This is a genomic window from Polynucleobacter sp. 30F-ANTBAC (genome assembly GCF_018882385.1).
Taxonomy (GTDB): domain Bacteria; phylum Pseudomonadota; class Gammaproteobacteria; order Burkholderiales; family Burkholderiaceae; genus Polynucleobacter.
On sequence record NZ_JACVON010000001.1, the window covers coordinates 632467 to 653832 of the forward strand.

The 21366-nt window shown below is 44.9% G+C and carries 19 protein-coding genes and 1 other RNA gene; 6 read left to right on the plus strand and 14 right to left on the minus strand.

Annotated features, from left to right (window positions below; genetic code table 11):
* Positions 1–73: 73 nt before the first annotated feature.
* The 8 genes from rpsA to gyrA form a co-directional block, all read right to left on the minus strand.
* Entirely contained in the window at positions 74–1750 is a 1677-nt protein-coding gene (gene rpsA, locus ICN28_RS02840) for a 30S ribosomal protein S1 (protein ID WP_216286064.1), read from the minus strand.
* A 110-nt stretch (positions 1751–1860) separates the two neighbouring features.
* A complete protein-coding gene (cmk, locus tag ICN28_RS02845; protein WP_216286065.1) occupies positions 1861–2532 on the minus strand; it encodes a (d)CMP kinase in 672 nt (223 codons plus the stop codon).
* Positions 2533–2671: 139 nt separating this feature from the next.
* A complete protein-coding gene (gene aroA, locus ICN28_RS02850; protein WP_216286066.1) occupies positions 2672–4012 on the minus strand; it encodes a 3-phosphoshikimate 1-carboxyvinyltransferase in 1341 nt (446 codons plus the stop codon).
* Complete coding sequence (locus tag ICN28_RS02855; RefSeq protein ID WP_216286067.1) at positions 4012–4902, minus strand: prephenate dehydrogenase; 891 nt, start codon at positions 4900–4902, stop codon at positions 4012–4014. Before ICN28_RS02855 ends, aroA begins: the two co-directional genes overlap by 1 nt.
* Positions 4899–6023 carry a histidinol-phosphate transaminase gene (hisC, locus tag ICN28_RS02860; protein WP_216286068.1) on the minus strand — a complete coding sequence of 375 codons (1125 nt, stop codon included), beginning with the start codon at positions 6021–6023 and terminating at the stop codon, positions 4899–4901. Before hisC ends, ICN28_RS02855 begins: the two co-directional genes overlap by 4 nt.
* Positions 6024–6040: 17 nt before the next feature.
* A complete protein-coding gene (gene pheA / locus ICN28_RS02865) occupies positions 6041–7126 on the minus strand; it encodes a prephenate dehydratase (RefSeq protein WP_216286069.1) in 1086 nt (361 codons plus the stop codon).
* Positions 7116–8207, minus strand: coding sequence for a 3-phosphoserine/phosphohydroxythreonine transaminase (gene serC, locus ICN28_RS02870; RefSeq protein ID WP_216286071.1), 1092 nt, complete (start codon positions 8205–8207; stop codon positions 7116–7118). Before serC ends, pheA begins: the two co-directional genes overlap by 11 nt.
* A complete protein-coding gene (gene gyrA, locus ICN28_RS02875) occupies positions 8200–10935 on the minus strand; it encodes a DNA gyrase subunit A (protein ID WP_216286073.1) in 2736 nt (911 codons plus the stop codon). Before gyrA ends, serC begins: the two co-directional genes overlap by 8 nt.
* 102 nt (positions 10936–11037) lie before the next feature.
* On the opposite strand from gyrA, the gene ompA reads away from it, so the two are divergent.
* The 5 genes from ompA (at position 11038) to ICN28_RS02900 (ending at position 15436) form a co-directional block, all read left to right on the plus strand.
* Positions 11038–11607 carry an outer membrane protein OmpA gene (gene ompA / locus ICN28_RS02880; RefSeq protein ID WP_216286074.1) on the plus strand — a complete coding sequence of 190 codons (570 nt, stop codon included), beginning with the start codon at positions 11038–11040 and terminating at the stop codon, positions 11605–11607.
* Between the two features lie 146 nt (positions 11608–11753).
* Positions 11754–12446, plus strand: a complete 693-nt coding sequence (ubiG, locus tag ICN28_RS02885; protein WP_216286075.1) for a bifunctional 2-polyprenyl-6-hydroxyphenol methylase/3-demethylubiquinol 3-O-methyltransferase UbiG — start codon at positions 11754–11756, stop codon at positions 12444–12446.
* Position 12447: 1 nt separating this feature from the next.
* Positions 12448–13128 (plus strand): HAD family hydrolase, encoded by a 681-nt coding sequence (locus tag ICN28_RS02890; protein WP_216286076.1) that lies wholly within the window; start codon positions 12448–12450, stop codon positions 13126–13128.
* A gap of 39 nt (positions 13129–13167) precedes the next feature.
* Positions 13168–14226 (plus strand): tRNA 2-selenouridine(34) synthase MnmH, encoded by a 1059-nt coding sequence (mnmH, locus tag ICN28_RS02895; protein ID WP_216286077.1) that lies wholly within the window; start codon positions 13168–13170, stop codon positions 14224–14226.
* Positions 14219–15436, plus strand: coding sequence for a class I SAM-dependent methyltransferase (locus tag ICN28_RS02900; RefSeq protein ID WP_216286078.1), 1218 nt, complete (start codon positions 14219–14221; stop codon positions 15434–15436). The genes mnmH and ICN28_RS02900 overlap by 8 nt, the downstream gene beginning before the upstream one ends.
* Positions 15437–15480: 44 nt before the next feature.
* Here ICN28_RS02900 and ICN28_RS02905 read toward each other — a convergent pair whose 3' ends face one another.
* The 5 genes from ICN28_RS02905 to ICN28_RS02925 all read right to left on the minus strand — a co-directional run bounded on the left by ICN28_RS02905 (position 15481) and on the right by ICN28_RS02925 (position 19745).
* A complete protein-coding gene (locus ICN28_RS02905; RefSeq protein WP_216286079.1) occupies positions 15481–16611 on the minus strand; it encodes an ABC transporter ATP-binding protein in 1131 nt (376 codons plus the stop codon).
* Entirely contained in the window at positions 16608–17279 is a 672-nt protein-coding gene (gene modB, locus ICN28_RS02910) for a molybdate ABC transporter permease subunit (protein WP_216286082.1), read from the minus strand. The genes ICN28_RS02905 and modB overlap by 4 nt, the downstream gene beginning before the upstream one ends.
* An 8-nt stretch (positions 17280–17287) precedes the next feature.
* Entirely contained in the window at positions 17288–18100 is an 813-nt protein-coding gene (modA, locus tag ICN28_RS02915; protein ID WP_216862355.1) for a molybdate ABC transporter substrate-binding protein, read from the minus strand.
* A 106-nt stretch (positions 18101–18206) separates the two neighbouring features.
* Positions 18207–18565: a transfer-messenger RNA gene (gene ssrA / locus ICN28_RS02920) on the minus strand.
* A gap of 64 nt (positions 18566–18629) precedes the next feature.
* A complete protein-coding gene (locus ICN28_RS02925; protein WP_216286083.1) occupies positions 18630–19745 on the minus strand; it encodes a hemin-degrading factor in 1116 nt (371 codons plus the stop codon).
* Between the two features lie 150 nt (positions 19746–19895).
* On the opposite strand from ICN28_RS02925, the gene ICN28_RS02930 reads away from it, so the two are divergent.
* Positions 19896–20411, plus strand: coding sequence for a methylated-DNA--[protein]-cysteine S-methyltransferase (locus tag ICN28_RS02930; protein ID WP_216286085.1), 516 nt, complete (start codon positions 19896–19898; stop codon positions 20409–20411).
* On the opposite strand, the gene ICN28_RS02935 is transcribed toward ICN28_RS02930, so the two are convergent.
* Positions 20380–21348, minus strand: coding sequence for an SLAC1 anion channel family protein (locus ICN28_RS02935; RefSeq protein WP_216286087.1), 969 nt, complete (start codon positions 21346–21348; stop codon positions 20380–20382). The genes ICN28_RS02930 and ICN28_RS02935 overlap by 32 nt on opposite strands.
* Positions 21349–21366 lie beyond the last annotated feature (18 nt).

A 21366-nucleotide genomic window follows, 5' to 3' on the forward strand; every position in this document is an offset into this window, starting at 1 on the left:
TTTTTGTGGTTTTGAGAATCCCCACTCAAAAAAAAGAGTGGGGACTTTCCGTTACATTACACCAAAGTAGGGATTAGCTACCTTGATTGTCCATCTTAGCTTTCAACAAGGCACCTAAGTTTGTAGTACCTGCGCTAGCTTCGTTCTGCAACTTACTCATAGTCTGTTGCTGATCGGCGCTATCTTTAGCTTTGATTGACAAGTTGATGTTACGTGACTTACGGTCAATATTGATGATCATTGCATTAACAGCATCACCTTCTTTTAGTAAGTTACGAGCATCTTCAACGCGGTCAGTTGAGATCTCAGAAGCGCGCAAATAGCCCTCAACTTCATCAGCCAACTGAATCACAGCACCCTTAGCATCAACACTCTTCACAGTACCGTCAACGATGCTGCCTTTGTCGCTAGTTGATGTGTAGTTATTGAATGGGTCACCAGACATTTGCTTGATACCCAAAGAGATGCGCTCTTTCTCAACGTCGATAGCTAAAACAACAGTTTCAACTTCGTCACCTTTTTTGTACTTGCGAACAGCTTCTTCGCCAGTTTCTTGCCATGACAAATCAGACAAGTGAACTAGACCATCGATGCCGCCTGGCAAGCCAATAAATACGCCAAAGTCAGTAATAGACTTGATCGCGCCGCTTAACTTCTCACCTTTTTGGTGTGTGCGAGCGAATTCGTCCCATGGGTTAGCTTTACATTGCTTCATACCCAAGCTAATACGACGCTTGTCTTCATCAATGTCAAGAACCATCACTTCAACTTCTAGACCCAACTGAACAATTTTGCTTGGAGCAACGTTCTTATTAGTCCAATCCATTTCAGAAACGTGAACCAAACCTTCGATACCTGTTTCGATTTCAACGAATGAACCGTAGTCAGTTAAGTTAGTCACTTTACCGAATAAACGTGTGTTTGGTGGGTAACGACGAGCGATACCAACCCAAGGATCATCACCTAATTGCTTGATACCCAATGAAACACGGTTCTTGTCTTGATCGTACTTAAGAATCTTAGCGGTCACTTCTTGACCAACAGTCAACATCTCGCTTGGGTGACGTACACGACGCCATGCCAAGTCCGTAATGTGTAACAAGCCATCAACACCACCGAGGTCAACGAACGCGCCGTAGTCAGTAATGTTTTTAACGATACCTTGAACCACAGTACCTTCTTTAAGGTTAGCAAGCAACTTAGCGCGCTCTTCACCTTGGCTAGCTTCAACAACAGCACGACGTGACAACACAACGTTGTTGCGTTTACGGTCAAGCTTGATAACTTTGAATTCCATTGTCTTGCCTTCGTATGGAGACGTGTCCTTAATAGGACGTGTATCCAACAATGAACCTGGCAAGAATGCACGGATACCGTTCACCATCACAGTTAAACCACCTTTAACTTTGCCTGTTACAGCACCAGTTACGAGTTCACCTTGTTCCAAGGCCTTCTCTAGGTTCAACCAAGAAGCTAAACGCTTCGCTTTGTCACGTGACAATACGGTGTCACCGTAACCGTTTTCTAATGCGTCAATCGCAACAGAAACGAAATCGCCTGGTTGAACTTCAACTTCACCTTGATCGTTAAGGAATTCCTCAACAGAGATAAAAGCTTCAGATTTCAAACCGGCATTGACCACTACAAAGTTGTGATCGATACGCACAACTTCAGCGGAAATAACTTGACCTGCCTTCATATTAGAACGGGCTAGGGATTCTTCAAATAGAGCTGCAAATGATTCAGACATGTGTTTTCACTATAAAGCCGTCAAAAGTCTTGACGGGTTAGATTGCAAATGCCAGTACTCGCGTTGCAAGGACTGACTCCTAAACAACTAAAGCTTGTCAGTTAGCTGATTCAGTTAACTTGATGCCACTTCAGAATTTGATTCACCGCCTCTTCAATCGTCATTGACGTGGTGTCGAGATGGTGAGCCCCTTCAACAGCTTTTAGTGGCGAGTTACTGCGATTTGCATCGCGTTCATCTCGATCACGTAAATCCTGTAAAAGGACTTGAATATTAGCAGAAAAGCCCTTTGCTATCAATTGTTTATAACGCCGCTCAGCCCTCGCCTCGGCGCTGGCGGTCAAATACACCTTAGTGACCGCATCTGTGAAAATAGCACTTGCCATGTCTCTGCCATCAGCTACCAAACCGGGTTTTTGTCTAAAAGCATGTTGCCTGGCAACTAAAGCTTGGCGAACCATAGGATGAATCGCTACTTCAGAAGCTCTCTTACCCATTTCTTCCTGACGAATCTGATCACTCACGTCCTCGCCATCAAGAATAATCCTATCCCCTTGAAAAATAACGTTTAATTCTTTAGCAATGGGAGCCAACTCTTGTTCAGAGGCTGTTGAAATACCCTTCTTAAAGCTTGCCAAACCCACCAAACGGTAAAGCGCACCACTATCAAGATAGTGATAACCAAGATGCTCAGCCACCTTTTGCGCGACAGTTCCCTTGCCCGAGGCAGTTGGCCCATCAATGGCAATAACTGGGCTATTTGAGGTTACTTTTGGGCTCATTGGAGTACTTATCATTGAATTTAAGTGTGATTTACTGGGTTATTTTGACCAAATTACTCTTTAAATATTTCTTAATGTGGAATATCTAGGACTTAAAAATGGTCCATTTTGACCATTTTGAAGCCCTATTCAGCATTTTTTAATGTGTCGATCCCTGCGCAATCTTCCCAAAAGCAGCGAAATAATCCGGAAATGTTTTAGCCACACAATGAGGTTCATTGATCCGAACTGGCAAGGGCCCAAATGCCGCTAAGGAAAAACACATTGCCATACGGTGATCATCATAGGTATCGACGCCCGTTGCTGGCGTTTGCCACTTTGATGGCGGCGTTACTTGAATAAAGTCATCACCTGACTCAACGAATGCACCCATCTTTTGTAATTCTTTTTCCATCGCAGCAATACGATCCGTTTCTTTGACCTTCCAACTAGCGATACCCGTTAGCTTGGTTGGTCCCTCAGCAAATAATGCTGCAACAGCTAGAGTCATTGCGGCATCAGGTATAGCTAAACAATCCAGCTCAATACCTTGCAGTCGACCACTTGGTGTATCCACACCTCTAACCTCAATCCAATCGTCGCCCGCCATGACATTGGCGCCCATTCGATTCAGAGCTTCAGCAAAGGCAACATCACCCTGAATACTGTTGCGCCCAACACCCGTTACACGAACAGGACCGCCAGCAATGGCTCCTGCCGCTAAGAAATAGGAGGCAGATGATGCATCACCCTCGACGTGTAATATTCCAGGGGCTGCATATGGATTGCCTTGATTGGCTGGAATATAAAAACGTTGCCACTGATCATTACGCACAGTCACCCCGAATCGATTCATCAACTTTAGAGTGATATCAATATAGGGCTTCGAAATTAACTCGCCAATCACTTCAATACAAACTTCATTTCTAGCAACTAAAGGTAAAGACATCAGTAGCGCAGTCAAAAATTGACTAGATACATCCCCGCGAACTTTGATTACCTCATCTGTACGAATTTGACCTTTAGATATCTTGAGTGGCGGGTAGCCTTCGTTCTGCTCATAAGTAATTGTTGCGCCCACCATGCGTAGACCATCGACTAAATCACCAATAGGTCTCTCATGCATGCGTGGCACACCATGCAAACGATAGTCACCACCCAAGATTGCAAGTGCCGCAGTTAATGGACGAATTGCTGTACCCGCATTCCCCATAAATAAATCAGCAGCATCTTTTGGCAAGACCCCAGAACACCCCGTCACCACACAGTCACCATCGGACTCATCAATACCTACACCGAGGGTTTTAAGAGCATCCCGCATCACCCGAGTGTCATCAGCATCTAACAAACCCTTTAATCGAGTTGTACCGCTTGCTAATGCCGATAGAAGCAACACGCGATTAGAAATACTTTTCGATCCCGGAAGCGCAACAACGCCTTGGGCGCTTTTAAAAGGTCCTAAATCAATAAAATCAGTGTTTGAGTTTGCAGCAGAAGTCATCAACGACCTTCCCATTTTTGACGCTCAAGACTTGCTCTTGTAAAGGCCTTCAAAAGAGCATCGCCCTCTTCTTTAGCAATCAGTTCTCTGAGTTTTTGGGTCAAGGATAAATAATTATCTAACTCCTTGAGAATGGCTGCCTTATTGGCCATGCAAATATCTCGCCACATTTCAGGGCTCGATGCAGCAATTCGAGTGAAGTCTCGAAAGCCCGCACCCGCATGATCCAACTTCACTGCAGCATCTTCAGAATTAGCGACTTGCAACATCAAAGCATAAGAAAGAATGTGTGGCAAATGTGAGATAGAGGCAAAAACTGCGTCATGTTGCAAAGATGACATGCGATTCGTCATCGCCCCAGTGGCCTGCCAAAAATCATCAATTATTTGAACAGCTTGCGGATGGTTTTCTTGTAGCGGGCAAAGAACGACCTCTTTACCTTGATACAAATTCGCTTGCGCGGATTCCGCACCATGTTGCGCGCCACCAGCTATGGGATGTGCCGGCACAAACTGGGCAACCTTATCTCCCAATGCAGTTTTAGCAGCCATGATCACATCAGACTTCGTACTACCTGCATCAGTAATCAATGTGTTTAATCGAATATGAGGCTCAATCGCATGCAAGACTGAAAAAGTCTGAGCCACAGGCACACACACCACGATGATATCTGCCTGCTTGGCACACTCTTCTAGACTAACGGCTTGGTCAATCGCACCCATTTTAAGAGCTTGATCCAGATTGGACTGAGAGCGCCCCACACCAAGAATCTTTGTAAAAGTCTTCGCCTGTCGGTGGGCCAAACCAATTGACGCACCAATTAAGCCAACTCCTACGATACCCAAAGTAAGGGGTTTATCTGTTGATTGAGTTTCTAAATTTGCACTCATTTATTTAAGATTCTCTTAAGAGCGCTAATGAAAACTTGATTCTCTTCTGGCAGCCCAATGGAAATGCGCAACCATTCAGGCAAACCATAATTACCAACAGGCCGAACAATCACACCTGCTTTTAATAACTCTAAATTAACCTTAGCACCTGAATCTGGCTGATCCCCTACTTTAACTAAAACAAAATTGCCAGATGAGGGAATGTATGTCAAGCCCATTTGATCAAATGCTTGCGTCAACTGAGCATAGCCTGCTTGATTTACCTCATAGCATTGTTTCAAAAATGCTGAATCGCCTAATGCCGCTATCGCTGCAGCTTGCGCCAAACTATTCACATTGAATGGTTGACGAATTCGATTCAATAAATCCGTTAAATTATTTTGAGCAATGCCGTATCCAATTCGCAGACCAGCCAAACCATAGGCCTTGGAAAAACTTCTGGAAACAATCACATTTGGAAAACGGCGCACCCAATCCACTGCATTGTATTGCTGCTCAGGCGTTAAGAATTCGTTATAAGCCTCATCAATCACAACAACCACATGCGGCGGCACTTGTTCAATGAATTGCTCAATCGCTTCGGCCGTTAAAAAACTGCCGGTTGGATTATTTGGGTTAGCGACAAACACCAACCGTGTTTTAGAACTTATGGCTTTGAGCATGGCTGGCAAATCATGACCAAAATCTGCAGTTGCAGAAACTTCAATAGCTTTAGCGCCTACTGCCTGAGTTGCTAGCGGGTATACGGCAAAAGCATGCTTAGAGAAAACAATCTCGTCACCCTCATGCGCCACTGCTCTAGCAGTTAACTCAAGGATATCGTTACTGCCATTACCAAGTGTGATCCACTCAAAAGGAACTGAGAACTTTGTAGCCAAAACATTTTTTAACTCAAACCCATTTGAGTCCGGATAGCGTGCCAAGTCTTGAGCAGCTGCCATCATCGCCTTTTTTGCTGAATCAGGCATACCCAAAGGATTTTCATTGGATGCCAGCTTTACGATCCTGGCTTCGTCCAGACCAAACTCACGAGCCACTTCGCTAATGGGGCGACCACCGACGTAGGGCGCAATTTCACGCACATAACTTAAACCAATGTTTTGCTCCAGCTTATCGGCCATAGCAGCTCTTTCTTAATTTAATGACTACGAGGGTAGGAGCCCAACTTTTTGAAGAATGCCGCTTCTTGCTGTAATTCCGCTAAAGCTGCAGCGACTTTAGGATCAGTAGCATGACCATCCATATCGATATAGAAAAAATATTCCCAAGTGCCACGTCGTGCAGGGCGAGACTCCAAACGATTCATTGAAACACCATGCTTCGCTAAAGGTGCTAACAGCTGATGAACGGCACCGGGCTTGTTATCAACCGAAAGAATCACTGATGTTTGATCTTTACCAGATGGCTCGCAAGCTCCACGACTTACCACCACAAAGCGAGTGCGATTATGGGGATCATCTTGAATTAAGTTTTGTACAGGTAATAGGCCGTATTGTTGCTGAGCAGAAGTTCCCGCAATCGCTGCCATTGTTGTATCCGATGCCGCCATGCGCGCTGCCTCACCATTACTACTCACAGCTTGTCGCTCCAACTTAGGCACATTATTCGATAACCAACGTTGACATTGTGCTAAAGCCTGAGGATGAGCGCAGACTCGAGTCACACCATTCAAGTCACCTGATTTAGTTAACAAATGATGTTGAATCGCCAAAGAAACTTCACCGGTGATATGAAGATCTGTATCCAATAACAAATCAAGCGTTCTTGAAACGGCCCCCTCAGAAGAGTTTTCCACCGGAACCACACCAAAGTCTGCCGAACCCGCATCAACTGCTCTAAATACATCGTCAATATTGGCGCAAGGAACACCTTTTATAGATTGGCCAAACTGAGCAAAGGCTGCTTGCTCCGAGAAAGTTCCTGCTGGCCCTAAGAACGCTACTCGAACTGGCGCCTCAAGAGCACGGCAAGCCGACATGATTTCTCGCCAAATGTACGTGATACCTTCAGGCGTAATAGGGCTTTTATTTTTACCAATCAAGCCATCAATCACTTGCTTCTCGCGCTCTGGACGAAAGACAGCCGCTTGGGCATTGATGCCATGCTTAACTTTTCCAACAGCCTGAGCCGCTTCAGCTCGCTGGGCTAAAAGATCTAAAAGCTGTTGATCAATGGCATCAATTCGAGCACGCAAAGGTGCAAGGTCTTTATCATCAGCAGCCACGTTCGAACTCCTTCATGTAAGCGACTAAAGCTTCAACACCTTTCATCGGCATAGCGTTATAGATACTGGCTCGCATACCGCCGACACTCTTGTGACCCTTGATGTTCACCAAACCAAGCTTGGCAGCACCCTCCACAAAAGCATCATTCAAAGTTTCATCCTTAAGGAAGAACGTGACGTTCATTCGAGAGCGACAAGCCGCGTGAACTTTGCTAGTAAATAAGCTGCTTTGGTCAATGTAGTTGTATAGCAAGTTTGATTTAGCTATATTTTGCTTTTCCATCGCCGCCACACCACCTTGGCGCTTTAACCATTTAAAAACTAAACCTGCTAAGTAAATGCCATAGGTTGGAGGTGTATTAAGCATGGAATCACTTTCAGACTGTTTAGTCCAATCCCATACTATCGGCGTAATCGGCATCGCATGCCCTAATAGTTCTTTGCGCACAATAACAATACTTAAGCCAGCGGGGCCAATATTCTTTTGAGCGCCACCGAATAAAACACCAAAGTCATTGATATCCCAAACTCGAGACAAAATATTGCTAGAGACATCAGCAACTAATGGCTTGCTGACCTTAGGAACATATTGAAACTCAACACCACCCACAGTTTCATTGGAACAAATATGCACATAAGCAGCATCTTCGGACAACTGCCAATCTTTTTGATCTGGAATCGAGTTAAAACCATCCGCTGCACTTGAGGCAGCAATGTTAACTTGACCATACTTGGCGGCTTCTTTGACAGACTTTTCAGTCCAAATGCCCGTCACAACAAAGTCAGCCTTAGGGCCATTTTTTGCCAACGGCATCAAGTTCATTGGGATCGCAGCATTTTCACCAATCGCGCCACCTTGAAGAAATAAAACCGCATAAGTCTCAGGAATATTCATGAGTTCACGTAAGTCAGCAACCGCTTCCTCGTAACAAGCCATAAATGCCTTGCCACGATGACTGACTTCCATAACCCCCATGCCCAAGCCTTGCCAGTTGAGCATTTCATCAGCAGCTTGTTTTAAAACTTCCTCCGGGAGCGTTGCCGGTCCAGGAGCAAAGTTAAAAACGCGATGATCAACCATTCTCCGGCTCCACGCCCTCATTCCCATCCGTTGCAGGATCAGCAGCTACTGTTTGATCTGCAGATGCTTGCTCTTCAGAATCAAACTCGTCACCTTCTTCATCATCGTCACTCTCAGCAACGCGTTGAAGACCTGAAAGCTGAGTGCCCTCATCCACGTTGATCAATGTCACACCTTGAGTGGCACGACCCATCTCACGAATCTCAGATACACGAGTGCGCACCAAGATGCCGCCAGTTGTAATCAACATAATCTGATCTTGCTCAGAGACAAGAACTGCAGCCACTACTTTGCCGTTACGCTCGGTTGTCTGAATCGCAATCATGCCCTTCGTACCACGACCATGTCGTGTGTACTCAGAGATTGGCGTACGTTTACCAAAACCATTTTCAGTTGCAGTTAAAACACTACTTGGGACAATCGCTGAATCATCTGGGTTAGCTTCCTGACCTTCAATCTCAGCAGGGGCTACCAACATAGCAATCACTTCATGTGTGGTGTCCAAGTTCATACCGCGAACACCGCGTGCTGTACGACCCATTGGACGAACGTCATTCTCATCAAAGCGCACTGCTTTACCAGCATCCGAGAACAACATCACATCATGACGACCGTCTGTAATAGCGGCGCCCACCAAATGATCACCCTCATCCAAGTCAACCGCGATGATGCCGGCTTTACGTGGGTTAGAGAAATCAGATAAACGAGACTTCTTCACAACACCCTTACGAGTTGCCATGAATACATACTTATTATCTTCGTAGGCTTTGATTGGAAGAATCACTGTGATCTTCTCACCTTCAACCAACGGGAAAATGTTCACAATCGGTTTGCCACGTGAAGCACGACCACCTTGCGGCAACTCCCAAACTTTCAACCAGTACATACGACCGCGATCAGAGAAGCACAAGATCGTGTCATGGGTATTGGCCACGAATAATGTATCAATCCAATCTTCATCTTTTGTCGCTGTTGCTTGCTTACCGCGACCACCGCGCTTCTGAGCACGATACTCCGATAGCGGCTGACTCTTCATGTAGCCACCGTGCGATAAAGTCACAACCAAATCTTGTGGTGTAATCAAATCCTCAGTGAACAACTCTGTCGCGTTCATTTCAATACGTGAACGACGACCGTTATCACTACCAGATTGTCCAAACTCAGTCTTCACTGCGTTCAACTCTTCTGTGATGATCACAGTAATACGCTCTGGCTTTGCCAAGATATCTAATAAATTAGCAATCTCCAGCATTACTTCTTTGTACTCATCCACAATCTTGTTTTGCTCAAGACCTGTTAGACGTTGCAAACGCATTTGTAAAATTTCTTGCGCTTGATCTTCGGACAAACGGTACAAGCCATCAGGCTGCATACCTACCGCAGGATCTAAATCTTCAGGGCGGAATGCGTTGTAGCCACCAGGAGCATCTTTTTCAGCACGCGACAACATCTCACGAACCACTTCAGAATCCCATGACTTGAGTAGCAATTCACGCTTTGCTTCAGGTGGCGTTGGGGCTGCCTTAATGATACGAATGAATTCATCAATGTTGGCCAACGCAACAGCCAAACCTTCTAATACGTGGCCACGATCGCGCGCTTTACGCAACTCAAACACGGTACGACGAGTAACCACTTCTCTTCTATGAGAAAGGAAACACTCCAACATTTGCTTGAGGTTTAACAAACGCGGCTGGTTATCTACCAATGCCACCATGTTCATACCAAAGGTGTCTTGTAGCTGTGTGTACTTGTATAAATTATTAAGAACAACTTCAGGAACTTCACCACGCTTAAGCTCAATCACCACGCGCATACCTGATTTATCCGATTCATCACGGATATCAGAAATGCCTTCTACTTTTTTCTCTGTGATTAACTCAGCGATACGCTCAAGCAAGGTCTTTTTATTAACCTGGTATGGCAACTCATCCACGATGATGGATTGACGTGAGCCACGTTCCATATCTTCAAAGTGGGTCTTAGCACGCATCACTACACGACCACGACCTGTACGGTAACCGTCCTTAACACCTTGAATACCGTAAATAATGCCAGCCGTAGGGAAGTCTGGTGCCGGAATGATTTCCATCAAATCATCAATGGTGCACTCTGGATTGCTTAGTAAATGCAAACAAGCAGAAACAACTTCATCCAAGTTATGCGGAGGAATGTTGGTCGCCATACCCACGGCAATACCTGAAGAACCATTGATTAATAAATTCGGGATTTTTGCCGGAAGAATCAGCGGCTCTTTTTCACTACCGTCGTAGTTAGGGCCAAAATCAACTGTCTCTTTATCGAGATCGTCTAATAGCTGATGGGCTATCTTCGCCAAACGAATCTCGGTGTAACGCATCGCAGCAGCGTTATCGCCGTCAACGGAACCAAAGTTACCCTGACCATCGACCAACATGTACCGTAGGGAGAAGTTCTGAGCCATACGAACAATCGTGTCGTACACCGCAGAGTCACCATGGGGATGGTACTTACCGATCACGTCACCCACAATACGGGCGGACTTCTTATATGCACGGTTCCAGTCGTTATTAAGCTCATGCATCGCAAACAATACACGGCGGTGAACGGGCTTTAATCCATCCCTGACATCGGGCAGCGCTCTACCAACGATCACGCTCATCGCGTAATCGAGGTACGAGCGACGCATTTCGTCTTCTAGGGATATCGGGAGTGTCTCTTTTGCGGCGTTATTTTGTGTAATTTCCATACAACAATTTTATCACTCCCGAGTGCCATTTATACTATTTATAGTGATAAACTAGCGGAGTCCACATAGGATTGGCCTCCACACAGATATTAAGAGAGAAAAATGAAAAAATTACTACAACTACTAGCCATTGCAAGCATTTCAATCAGCGCAAGTGTTTCTGCTCAAAACGTTGATAACTGGGTAAACAGCTCAGGTATTGTTTGGAAAAATGGTACAAACGAACTTTGCTGGCGTAATGCCAACTGGACCCCAGCAACAGCTGCTCCAGGTTGCGATGGTGCTATCGCTGCTAAACCAGTATCTGCTCCAGTAAGCGCTAAGGTAACTTACACAGCGGACGCATTGTTTGACTTTGATAAATCAGTATTGAAACCAGCTGCTAAAACAAGCTTGGACAACTTAGTTGGTCAAATCAAGAGCTTGGCTTTAGAAGTGGTTATCGCTACAGGTCACACTGACTCAGTTGGTACGGATGCTTACAACCAAAAACTTTCAGTACGTCGCGCAGCGGCTGTGAAGAAGTACTTGGTTAGCAAAGGTATTGCTGATAGCCGTATCCAAATTGAAGGCAAAGGCGAATCTCAGCCAGTTGCTGACAACAAGACAAAAGATGGTCGCGCCAAGAACCGTCGTGTACAAATCGAAGTGATTGGTACACGTAAGAATTAATTCTTACTCTTCTCCAAAAGCCCGGTTAGTCAAGCTACCGGGCTTTTTTAATCCCTAAAATTTACAACCAACCCAGCCCAGTAGATCTGTAAAGCAAGTTCAAGCAGGTTTCTACAATTAATTCCGGGCTTGATTAGAATAGAGCCATGAACGCAGACCAAACCGAAATTGATAAATTTAGCGCCCTAGCTCATCGCTGGTGGGATCCAACCAGTGAATTCAAACCGCTGCACGCCATTAACCCGCTACGCCTTGACTGGATCCAGCAGCATGTATCCATCTCAGGCAAGAAGGTATTGGATGTTGGATGTGGCGGCGGCATCTTGACTGAAGCGATGGCTAGAGCCGGAGCAACGGCCAAAGGGGTTGATTTGTCAGAGAAGGCGCTCAAGGTAGCCGATCTTCATAGTCTGGAAAGCGGCGTTCAAGTTACCTATGAATACATCAGCGCTGAGGACTTGGCAGCAAAAGAAGCTGGTCAATACGATGTGGTGACGTGCATGGAAATGCTCGAACACGTTCCAGAACCTCTTAGCATCATTAAAGCCTGTGCTCAGTTGGTTAAACCAGGCGGTCGAGTGTTCTTTAGTACATTAAATCGAAATCCCAAATCTTATTTATTTGCCATACTTGGTGCTGAATACGTTTTGAAGTTACTCCCAAAGGGCACTCACGACTACAAGAAATTCATCAAACCATCAGAGCTAGGCGAGTTTGTTAGAGAAGCAGGTTTTGAAATGAATGAAATAATTGGCTTGAGTTACAACCCACTGACCCAGGTTTATTCACTAGGGCGCGATACAGACGTTAACTACCTCGTGGCCTGTACAAAAAAATAATATGACACAGTCCCCCACCTCACCCTTTTTCAAGGGTGTTTTTTTTGATTTAGATGGCACGCTTGCGGATACAGCGCCAGACTTGGTGGCAGCAGCCAACCTTCTCAGAAGCTCAAGGGGTCTTCCAGAACTACCTTATGCTGAATTACGCCCAAGAGCGTCTGCCGGCGCTAGAGGTCTCATTCAAGGCGCATTTGGTTTTGGGCCTGATCATGCTGATTTTGATGCTCTGCGCGATGAGTTTTTAAACAACTATGAAAAAAATATTTGTATTCATAGCAAGCTATTTGACGGGATGAATGAACTTCTTACCCGGCTAGAAAAAGAACGCATATCGTGGGGCATCGTCACCAATAAAATTGAACGATTCACAAACCCACTCTTAAAGTTGATGGGCATCGATCAGCGGAGTCAGGCCAATATTAGTGGTGATACCACCCCATTTGCAAAACCTCACCCCGCACCGATTCTAAAAGCTGCTGAACTATGCCACCTGAGCCCGGAGCAGTGCCTCTATGTTGGCGATGATTTAAGAGATGTCGAAGCAGGTCGTGCTGCAGGCATGAAAACTGTTGCAGCAGCCTATGGTTATTGCGGGTGCGATGAACCTATCTCCGAATGGGGAGCAGATTTCATCATTCATCACCCCAACGAACTGCGCGCCATTATTTTTTCAAAATAGTCTTTTAATTCCCTTATCTAAACAGACTATCATTCGTTAATGAAATCACCTACCAGCGCCAACGTTACGCAACTTCAAGAATTTGATGTGGTGATTGACGTGCGCACACCTGCTGAATTTGCAGATGATCACATACCAGGTGCGGTGAACTACCCAGTCTTATCCAATGAAGAACGCATTGTGGTGGGAACCATGTACAAACAAGTCTCCCCATTTGAAGCGAAAAAATTAGGTGCGTCGTATATTGCCAAAAAAATTGCGCACTATATCGAAAACAACTTTATGGATAAGCCCAAAGATTGGAAGCCTCTTATTTACTGCTGGAGAGGCGGTAAACGCAGTGGCTCCATGACACATATCTTCCGACAAATTGGGTGGAATGCGCACATCTTAGATGGGGGCTATAAATCCTATCGAAGAAGCGTGATTGATCAACTTAACTCTTTACCATCCCAATTTAATTTTCAGATTATTACGGGCATGACAGGTAGCGGCAAGAGCAAAGTTTTAGAAAAGCTGCATGCCTTAGGCGCGCAAGTTTTGGATTTAGAAAATTTAGCTCAGCACAAAGGCTCAGTTCTGGGCAATCTTCCAGATGCGCCTCAACCTAGCCAAAAGATGTTTGAAACGCTGATACTGACTCAACTGGAAAAGCTAGACCCAAAAAAAATAGTATTTGTGGAAGCTGAAAGTCGAAAAATTGGCTCTTTGCATGTACCAGATATTTTGTTGAATGCCATGCGTCAGAGCCCTTGCGTTCGAATTGAAGCAACAACCGATGCACGCGTTGATTTTTTAATTCATGATTACCCTTATTTCATTGATCAGCCTGATAATCTCATCCGCACCATTGGTTTTTTAAAAGAACTTCATGGCAAAGAGACCTTGGAGCATTGGAAAAATCTCATTCTGAGTCAAGAATGGGTGCAACTAGTCTCTGAGTTACTTGAGAAACATTATGACGCTCTTTATAAGCGCTCTCAGAACTCCAACTATCTTCATTACGAAAAAGCACCGTGCTTTACAACTGCAGACTTATCTGCCAAAGGAATTGAAATTTTAGCGACGCAAATTTTGGCAGGTCATAACCATGCATAAATCCTATCTTCACGAATCTGATCAACCTATTATCAGTTGGGACGAGGGAGAAATCACTCACTCCTGCCGCTGGCGCTCTGAAAAAGGATCCCCAGCTCCGAAGAAACTCATCATTGCTGATGACACACTCACAGCCGATGAGGCTTACACATTAGCCTGTGAAGGTACCGGCATCATTTGGCGTGGCGACTTTCAAAATGCCAAGCAATTGCTTCAAGCACTCGCGCGACGTGCTGATAAGCCGTCCAAGAAAAGTGTCAGAAATAAATCAAAAGCCAGAAAACCTGGTGAAGGCCTCATCCCTCTAGCTAAACCGATGTCAGATATATTTCATCTGCATCGCCAAGCCCAATCTCAAAGAAGCCGCACCCTGGGTATGCTGCTAATTCAGTTCGAACCGGATCACACAATTCCACTGCGTCGATCTCCAGATGTCAAAGAGGCTTGCTTGGCTGTTTACGGTGAAGTAACTGAGCCATACGTCACATCACTAAGAGAACTTCTTGGCTTCATTGGTTCATTAGAGTGGCGTAAAAATGGCATGGCCATTGATGCCATTAAAGATTTAGGTGATGGGCGCATCCATCCTCACTATGGTGTTTTTGCTCCAGTGCGTTCCGAGTACTTGGGTCTTTTAGAAAAAGCGCCCTTCCCTGCCGCTATGACAGGTAACTCGCTAGCATTTGATATCGGTACAGGCACGGGCGTTTTAGCGGCTGTGCTTGCGCATCGAGGTGTTCAGAAGATCGTCGCCACGGATCAAGATGATCGTGCGATTGAATGTGCTGAAGAAAATATCGAAGCTCTTGGCATCAAGAAGAATGTCAAACTTATCAAAGCTGATTTATTTCCTGAAGGCAAAGCTCCCTTAATTGTTTGTAACCCACCATGGGTTCCTGCAAGACCTAGCTCACCCATTGAATACGCTGTTTACGACCCGGATAGCCAAATGCTCAAAGGGTTTATTTCTCAACTGGCGGATCACTTGAGTCCTGGTGGCGAAGGCTGGCTCATTTTGTCAGATCTTGGTGAACATCTGGGTCTACGCACTCGCGCTGATTTATTGGCCTGGATAGAAGCGGGCGGCTTAAAAGTGATGGGACGCTACGATGTGAGACCGACCCATGCAAAAGCACTCGACACACAAGATCCTTTGTATCGCGCTCGCGCAGCTGAGGTCACGTCTTTGTGGCGTTTAGCCACTTCATAGTCTAAGAGGCAGTCTATGGCATAAGGTCGGATTGATACCTGACCTTATGTTTCTTTTTTAAATGGCATGACGTGGATGAGTGATTGATCCAAGAAAATTTCATAAGGCTCACCCAAGCCAATATCTCTTCTTTTTTTGCCTGTCAGGGTCATACTCACAACGCCGCCAGGTAAGTCACCGCAAGCAAACTTAGCCAAGGTCATTTCCCCGAGGTGTTGGACCTCAGCTGCCTTTGCTTCAAATTTAATGCTATTGGGGTTATCTGATCGAGATAATTCGATGCCATCACCTGGAATCACCCAATTCACTTTTTGTCCTGCGCGAATTTTTCCTTTATCTTTCACCTTCAGAATGACATTCACAGCATTTGAATAATTAGAGTGAATATCAACCCATTTCAATAAACCCATCCCAGGAGTGTCAGAAGGACCCACCCACTCCCCTTGGAAACGATTCTGAATACCCACCAAGTCTGCTACTCGTGCATTACGAGGAGAACCGTGGATCAAGCTAGGAGAACCAGACTGCAAAACAGTACCAGCATCCATCACGATCAATTGATCGGCCATGAGACTGGCCTCACGCAAATCATGTGTGACCAAAATGATCGGTATCCCCAACTCTTTACGCATTTCAATCAGCAGCTGGTAGAGATCCTGACGAGTCATTTGATCTACTGCGGAAAATGGTTCATCCAATAAAAGAACTTGTGGTTCACGTGCTAATGCTCTAGCAATAGCTACTCGCTGCTGCTGACCACCTGATAATTGATGAGGTCGTCTGGCTTGTTGCTCTTTCGATAAGTGCACGTGATCCAACCAGTAATTGGCCTTAACAAGACGCTCTTCTTTGGGCAGATGCATCATGGATAAAGCCACGTTGTGAACAGCACTCAAATGAGGCATCAATGCATAATTCTGGAAAACCATTCCCACATGGCGACGCGTGGCAGGCAAGAAAATATTCTTTTCCGAGTCAAACCAAACCTGCTCACCAATCTGAATTCTTCCAATAGCTGGCTTCATCAAACCAGCTAACACTCTTAATACTGAAGTCTTCCCTGCGCCCGAAGTTCCCACAATGGCTAACAGCTCACCAGCCTCACAGCTAGCGGTGCATTGCAGCTTCATAGGCAACTCTTGCCCGATCTTAAAAAATAAAGACGAGCGACTCATGAACGAGGTCTCCTCATCGCGCGTGCGGCAGCAAAAAAGGATACCGCCACAGCTCCCAAAGAAAGAATCAATAAGAGTAGAGCCATACGATCGGCAGAGGCGAGATCAAAGGCCTGAACCCGATCATAAATAGAGATAGCAATGGTTTTGGTCTCGCCAGGGATACTGCCGCCCATCATCAATACAACGCCAAACTCACCTAAGGTATGCACAAAGGTCAAAACTGATGCCGATAAAATTCCAGGCCAAGCAAGTGGCAATTCAATATGTAAAAACGTTCTCCAAGGAGATAAACCACTCACCGCTCCGGCATCAATCAAATCTCTAGGAATCGCCTCAAAGGCTCGTTGTATTGGCTGGACAATAAAGGGGATATTAAAAATAATGGATGCGATCAACAAACCAAAAAAATTAAAAGTTAGTTGAATACCAAAAAATTCTTGCGCCAATCGGCCAATGACAGAATCCCCGCCCAATGAAACCAATAAGTAATAACCCAAAACCGTGGGCGGCAGAACCAAGGGCAAGACGACCAATGCTTCAATCAAGGACTTACCAAAGAATCGAGAATACGCCAACTTTCTTCCCGCCCAAATACCAAAAGGCAAGAGCACAGCCAACGTAGCCAAGGCTAACTTGAGCGATAAACTGAGTGATTGCCAATCCATTGAGTCTCTCAGTTCCCTAATTTAGAAGAAGGAAAAGATTTAGGCATAGCGAAACCATATTGAGTCATGATGATTTGTGCATTGTCATCAGCAATATATCGATAAAAGTTAATCGCCGCTGGGGATGCATTTTTCATCAGCGCCATACGCTGCAAAAGCGGCTGATGCCAGTCTTCAGGAATTAAATCAAAGCGTCCCAATTTAGCCAAAGAGGGTGACAAGGCAAGTGACTGAGCAATGATGCCACCCTGTGTTGAACCGGATAAAGCAAATTGAGTCGTTTGCGAAATATTTTCACCAAAGACCAATTTCGATTGCACAGACTCCCATAAACCCACTTTTTGAAGCGCCTCTTTTGCTCGCATGCCATAAGGAGCATGTTCGGGGTTAGCAATCGCCAACTTTTTAAGACGACCATCGGCTAAAGCCTGACGAAGATCTTTTAATTGCCCATCCGCTTTCAAAGGTGACGCATGAGGAACCATGATGCCGATTCTAGCTTTTGCATAAACTTGTCCACGATCTTTTGTTTTACCTGCGTCACTCAGTTTAAAAATAAAATTTTCATCGGCTGAGAGAAATAAATCAAAGGGAGCACCCTGCATGATCTGGGTATAAAAATGACCAGAGGATCCAAAAACTAAACGAATTTTTTGACCCGTTTCTTTTTCAAACTGAGCCGCTACTTCTTCTAACGCAAACTTAAGGCTCGATGCTGCAGCAACTGTTGGCACCGGTTGGGCAAAAACAGAAGAGGCACTGGCAATAAGAAAAATTTGTGATAACCAGTGAAGACAACGGCGCCTAGAAAAATAAGTCATATCCGCTTACTAAAAGAATGTAACTGAATTATAGGCTTGAAGAATTAACTTATAAAAATCATGTAAATGAAAAAAGCCAACCGGTTAAGGTTGGCTTTTAGGGTGTTGGTGGAGCCGGCGGGGATCGAACCCGCGTCCGCAAATCCTCCACATAGAGTTCTACATACTTAGTTATGTCATTTAATTTAACTAATCAGTCACGGACTAACACGTTACTAACTAGCGATTCACTAAATTTTCGAATTACACATCGTGACATTATGTAATCTTATCTCTTGTAAATGACCCTGATCTAGCTTGCGCTAGCTGACCCAAGAGAGAATCAGTTCAGGGGCAACCGCAATTAAGCGGCTAGTGCGAAACGTTCGTCGTTTGCAGTTATTGCATTCCCATTGTTTTACGAGATGACGGGTCCTCGGTATGCCCTCAATGCTTTGCAATCCACGTCGAAACCATGTCGGCCCCGATATACGCATATCAGACCTTCATTTTATGCCTTTTATCAAAAGAATGCCTAATTCTTATTCAATCAATCGACCATACTTAACTCCCGATTGGATTGATCGTCCAATGTTTGCTCCATCAGATTCCGCCAAGCTGGCAGCTCAGGCTGTCCAAGCTGCCTCTCGCCAAATACCAAAGCAATCATTTCACCCTGATCATCCAGCAACTCCATAGAGGTAATCACACCATCTTTACTGGGCTTCCTCACTAGCCAAATCTGATCAATTTTTTGAATATCCAGATGAAGATTAAATCCTGGATCGAGAATATTGAACCAACCCTTTGCATCCACTATTTTTTGAACCACCCCCGTATGAATCTGAATAGCACCCCGATTACCAACAAAGATCATCAAAGGTATTTTCTGCTCCTTAGCTTCCTCAAAAACGTGACGCATGGAAGATACAGTTAGTGCTTGCGCAAAATGATTGCCAATCACCTTCAAAGCCATCAATCGATTTAAAGCATGCTTTTTAAGCAACTCAAAAAACTCATGACTATCGGTCATTTGAGACCAATCACGCTGAAACTCATTCATAGAAAATTTCTCTGGAAGAGTGAATTGGCACGAAGAGATTGTCAAACCCTTCTCCTGAACCTGAATCCCAGAGTCTTGGTTAAGCGCTGAAAAATCATCAACAAACTCGTTGAAATAGGCATGATCGCTATCCGGCAATAAAAATACCTTATGCGTGGCCGTCCCAAACTCATCAAAAAATTGGATGCTTCTTTGCAAAGCATCTTCTTTACCTTCTTCAAATGCATAAGCAAATGCCCAATGCTTATAAAAAAGTCGAAGGTCAATCGCTTGACCGTGAACAATACCAATCTCGCCCTGCTGAGAAACATGTTCATACACCCCCACCTTCTCATGAACGCCGTATTCATTCCTAGTTAAAGCCAATACCTCGCCCAACCTCTCCATTTGAGCAATCAACTGCGAGTATGGTGTCTTTAAGCGAATGGCTCTTGCCAGATGGGGTGATGACTTCATTGCTGTGAGCTTAGAAACTCCCACATGAGCATCAACCAGCTCCGCTTCGGTGATCCCAAGAAACCTAGCAATTTCTCGGTGCCTGAGTTTTTTATTGAGTCTTAGAGAAGCAAAACTCTGACGAATATCAATAACTTGACTGCACATACGCCCTCCTATTGAAATAGGCACTGGCTCGCTAGAGGGGGTATGGCTGGCTTGTGCTGAATGAGTGAAGCTATACAGAGATATTACATGAGAATCATTCTCAATAAATAACTATTCCTAATAAAGGGTTTATCTCGTTAAACTCAATCCATGATCCAGCCTCACTTACCTAAAAAAAATCTTCAAAAGTGTTACTCAGGAAACTGCATGACTCCTTGGGGTTGGGCCATTTTGGAGCATTACGATCAGCTGATATACCGATTGGAATTTTGGGGAGGTAAACGCTATCCTGGAATTCAGAACTTGGTATCGGATCCTATCAGTCAAGAAACAGTGGACTACTTATTTCTAAGTCCCCATCGCTTTTCTTTAAAACCGCAAGGCACCGAATTCCAACAATCTGTTTGGCAAGCTTTATTAAAGATTCCGTATGGCACAGTTAAAACATATCAAGAAATTGCCATGGCGATTGGCCGACCTCAGAGCGTGCGTGCCGTTGCAAATGCTATTGGGGCCAATCCTATTTGCGTATTTATTCCCTGCCACCGAGTCATCCGATCCGATGGAACCTTAGGCGGCTATAGCAGCGGCAGCGGGGTTGACTTGAAACGGCAACTGATGAGCGCCGAGGGTATTAATCTACCCAGTGCGGATCTTTCATCTTAATGGCCATTAACGTTCTCACAAAAAGACCTGAGATTAATAGCGTCGTGAAAATGATTGAGGCATAAGCCACATAAATCGCCGCTGGTGAAAACTGAGCATAGTTAAATGCAGCAATCGTGAAAGAGGCTGATGGGAAAGAGTAAGCCCACCAAGACATAAAGAAAGGTAGCTTAGCAAACTTTCTGAATTGCGTTAATAAAAAGAATGCAAAGAAAAAGCCAATAGCAATTAATAAATGGCCAGTCGAATCCAAGGGTTGATCGCCTGTTTGAGAAGTTAAAGCTAACCAGGATGAAAAAGCAACCGTCGGCGGAGCCAAGAAGATTGCCATGGTTGGCTTTAGACGATCCGGCAAAGGAGGCTGAACGAACATAAGGCGATACATCACCAATGACAAGAGAACTAACCAGAAAATAAGTCCCACACCAAAGAAGAACCAGGAAATTTCGATATACCCCAATTTCACGCCGCCCAATGGAATAACCACATTCCCCACTGCCGGGATAAACCAAACAGGACACGCATGAGATGGCTGGAGTGATTCACGATGAACCCACGCATTAAGAACAGCCAACATAGCAATTAAATGCAACGATGCACCAAAGAGCCAAATGTATTCAGCAACCATCGGTGAATAGCTAAAAATAACTGCTGAAAGTAAACAAACACCTACTGAAATAGCACCAAAGAAAGAGGACTTGACTGGATGACTCCACTCTTCCGCTAATTTTTCAGGCTGCTGGATTTGTTTGCGAATTAAGCCCAAAGCTAAAACAACAAAAACCAATGCCGCAAGCGCACCAAATGCCAGTGCAAAATCTTGGGCATAGCTCAATTGAGTGATATGAGAAAACTTGGTCCACGCTAAGGACAAACCTGAAAGCCCCATGACCATAGCAAATGCAGAAACAGGGGGCGCAGCCAAGAAAGTTCTCATAATGATCTCAAAAAAGAT